The sequence below is a fragment of the Candidatus Jidaibacter acanthamoeba genome (genome assembly GCF_000815465.1).
GTDB classification, from domain to species: Bacteria; Pseudomonadota; Alphaproteobacteria; order Rickettsiales; family Midichloriaceae; genus Jidaibacter; species Jidaibacter acanthamoebae.
The window spans coordinates 1-3891 of sequence record NZ_JSWE01000041.1; the positions used below are offsets into that span (position 1 = coordinate 1).

Here is a 3891-nt window from a genome sequence, read left to right on the forward strand (position 1 = left end):
CAGGCTTTTGTAGAAATGGCAGGTATTTTCATTAGTCAAAAACAACAAAAGTTAGTTGCCGGTGAAGATAATACTATACATTTAAAATTAAGTTCTATTTCAAATAAAGAAGTAGCCAAGATAAAAGCATACTACTTCATAAAATATGATACCGATAGTGAAAAATTAATAATAGATAGGGATTTTAATAATAAAGACATAACCCTTACTCTAAATTTTGAAATGCTTTTGGATAAAGTACTGCCGAAGCTAAGAGAGTATGTATTAAATAAATATGGCAATATTGTAAGTCCAGAAGATAACGAGCAAGTGAAAGCAATGAAGTCGATATTTGGGGATGAGGAAGTGTATAGTAGTTTAATAAAAAGGGATAATACCCATAAATTTTTATTGGCTGCTAAAAATAATGATGAGCAAGTAGTACTAAAGTTACTTACTGATCGTTTAACCCGTCCTTCTAGACTTGAAAATATAGTAGATATTATAACCAAAGCTAACAATATTCTAAAAGAAAATTTTAAAAAGAATGAGCTAGATAATAGCTTAGCATTAGAGCAGACTGAGTATTCCTCTCCTGGATTTGATGTTAAGAAAAAGAGTAATGATGAAATTATCCAAGAGCTTAAGCAGGCGTGCAAGGATGGAAATACAATAGAAATAATATATTTACTAACTTCGCCTAATCTTAAGTTTACATGTGATACTATGCATGATTGTTTTACTTTAGCTGCTGATAACGGGCATATAAAAGTATTAAAACCGCTGCTTAAGTATACTAATAGTGCTGAAACAAATAATGAGATAAGTATATATACTTTCATTTATGCTGCTAAGAGTGGTCACATAAAGGTATTAGAATTATTGCTTAAATATATCAAAGATCCCAAAAAGCATCTAGAAGTAAGTGTGGCCGCTTTCACTCATGCTGCTAAAAACGGAAATATAGAGGTATTAGAATTATTATTGAAACAATGTCTAAATGATGATGAAAAAGATATACTAATTAGTTCTGTTGACTATAAACCTTTTAGATATGCTGCAAAAAATGGCAATATAGAGGTTTTAGAATTACTGCTTAAACATACTTCTAGTCAAGAGAAGGTAGATAATATGATTCATGCTCGATATGATGATAGTTTTTTTAATGCTGCTCGTATGCGCCATATTGAAGTTTTAAAGCTCTTAATAAAACATACACCAGACCATGAAAAAAGAAATGAAATGATTCATGCTCGCAACAATAAACTATTTATTAACGTTACTACTAAAAATAAGCCTGAAGTATTAAAGTTTTTGTTAAACCATACACATGAGCAAGAAAAAAGAAATGAAATGATACATATGCGTGATGATCAAGGATTTATCAATGCTGCAAAAAATGGTCATATAGAGGTGCTAAAATTATTGCTAGAATATACCCAAGATGAACAAATAAGATATCAGATGTTTCGTGCCCAAAGCGATACTATTATAACTAGTATTGCAGAAAGTGGTAAAGTAACAGTGCTAAATTTTTTGATTGAGAACACCTCAAATCAAGAAAAAAGAGAAGAAATAATTCATGCACAAAATAATAAAGATTTTTTCTATTCCATTTCATCATATAAAAATTTAATGTTTAGAACTTTAATTTCTTCAATTAAAGGTAATTTAATATCTGAGTTTTTAAAATATGAAATAATTCCTATTTTGAAAACAGAGACTAATAGAAAATACATTGAAACTTATTTGTGCTTGGATGAATATTTTAAAATTGTACATAAGTTAAATAATTTACATTTTGTATGTAAAAATATTTATTCATCTTTTAAAGAACAACTAGCAATTCCTCATGAAATTTCATCATATATATTCTCTATTGTAGTAGGAGTTGAGAGTAGGGCTCAACTAGAAAAGATAGAAGCCATAAAGAGAGAAGTAAATGAAGAAAGTAAATTTAATGTTGCTGAGGGAATTATAAGAAAGGTTAATAGTAGAGCCTTATTTATAGAAAAAATAATGAAATATGATCAAACTCTGGATAGGGGTGCAAAAACTAGAGAGTAAGTAAATGCTGTGCGGCAGGAAATTAATAAAGATGGAAGAAATTTACTAACAAATTTATAAATGAGATAAAGGCTAAAGTGACAGACTTTGATAAAAAAGATTGGAAAAGATTGAAATCCTTGCAGTCGAGTAAGAGAGCTAGATTGTTCTGACTCCCTCCTCTAAAAACCTCGGCGTGTGAATTTCCCCACACTGGGCTCAAGCTTCTCAATAGCCAAAGTGTTTACCGGGCAATTTGCTTGAATCATAGTAAGGTAAGGGCTCCGATATGATAGCTTTGCCTCTTCTTTTATTATTCTCTCGATCTTGAAAGTATAGCTTACATCGGGATTGTAAGGATCTACATTAGCTATTATTTTAATATGCCGTTTGGTTGGAATATGAGAAATTTTGATAAGATTTATATATTCTTTAGTTTTCTAAGCGTTGATAGTTTCGGCAGAAAATACCCGGTTATCCAATCCTTTCCTGCGGAAATAGCTTTTGGTACGCTATTTAGCAGATTTTCTCGGATGCCTTAAATGTATCCATTTCCATAACATTTTGGAAACTATGGAGTCTACATATGAAAAGATCTTCTTAGCAGCTAATGACTTATAATAGTTCGCCCACCCTAACAATTTTAGGTTAAGCATTTGTATTATGTCTTTAGTTGCGTCTGTGATTGCAAAGTCATCAGCATAAGTTATCATATGCACTTTGTCCATGGGTGCGTTATTTAGCAACCACTTATGAGATATATTATCAAAACAAGACTTTATATCCACTTCAAATATATATTCAGCAGGATCTTTTTGCCATAAAGAAAGCATACATTATTCTATTGCATCAGCGGCAGAGCGCTTTTGCCTAAAAACATACGCCTTTTTATCCAGCTAAGGTCTCTGCTATAGGTTGAAAAGCCATCAGATATAAAGCCTGACAAGCTCTATCAATCATAGTGGGAATTGATAGAGGAAACAATTTTGTCGCCTCTTTATTCTTAGGTATATATATCCTTCGTAGGGGGTTGAACTTTATAACCTTAAAATCAAATTTTTTCAATATTTCGAAATTCTTGCTTTTTATTTTATCTTTTGATAAAAATTTTTTAACTGTTTTTTCTATGCTAATGATTGTTGTATTATTTTTGTATAGTATTAGTTTTGTCTTACATGTAATTTAAGGAATTAATAAAAGGTACTTATGAAAAGATCTAGCCAAAATGACTTCAACCCTTCTCCTCTTAAATTAAAAAAACCTGACGAAGCTTATTATGAGTCACTGAAAGATAAAATGGAAAATGGTAGTGAAGAGGAAATTTTAAACCTAATAAATTATATATCTGTAACCCAGCTGCTAGCTATAAAGGATGAGCGGCTTGGAGGCAATGTTTTTTTATGGGCTGCTTCTCGGGGATTTAAAGAAGTTATAACTCAAATTCTCAGTATTGATTCAAATATGATCGATACCTTTTTAAGCCTAAGACTAGAAAACGGGAGTGACGCATTTTTACTTACTGCTGAATCCGGTCATTTGGAATTATTGGAATATCTCCTTGAGCTAAAACCTGAGTTTATAGATTCAATAGATAAAGATGGATGTAATGCATTTCTACTTGCTGCTTCTAAAGGCAGATTAGAAGTAATGGAATATCTCTTACAGCTACAACCAGAGTTTATTAATTCAATTAGTAGTATAAGAGGAAATAATGCTTTCTTGATTGCCGCTATATATGGACATTTAGATGTGATAAAATACCTCTTACAACTGAAACCTGAGTTTATCAATTCATCAAATAAAAATGAAAGTAATGCTTTCTTACTTGCTGCTTGGAATGGAAACTTAGATGTGATGAGATATCTC

3 protein-coding genes are annotated in these 3891 nt (G+C 31.0%); 2 read left to right on the top strand and 1 reads right to left on the bottom strand.

Annotated features, from left to right (window positions below; translation table 11 throughout):
* The coding region (locus NF27_RS01075) for an ankyrin repeat domain-containing protein (RefSeq protein WP_039454855.1) at positions 1 to 2046 on the top strand (2046 nt) is incomplete at its 5' end.
* A gap of 491 nt (positions 2047 to 2537) precedes the next feature.
* Here the strand turns inward: NF27_RS01075 and NF27_RS01080 are convergent.
* Entirely contained in the window at positions 2538 to 2858 is a 321-nt protein-coding gene (locus NF27_RS01080) for a group II intron maturase-specific domain-containing protein (protein WP_039454857.1), read from the bottom strand.
* Positions 2859 to 3231: 373 nt separating this feature from the next.
* On the opposite strand from NF27_RS01080, the gene NF27_RS01085 reads away from it, so the two are divergent.
* On the top strand, positions 3232 to 3891 hold a 660-nt coding region (locus NF27_RS01085), incomplete at its 3' end, for an ankyrin repeat domain-containing protein (protein ID WP_039454859.1).

Bases quoted from the DNA above. Each gene is read 5' to 3' on its own strand.
- NF27_RS01080 (WP_039454857.1), bottom strand. From the start codon at position 2,858: ATGCTTTCTTTATGGCAAAAAGATCCTGCTGAATATATATTTGAAGTG.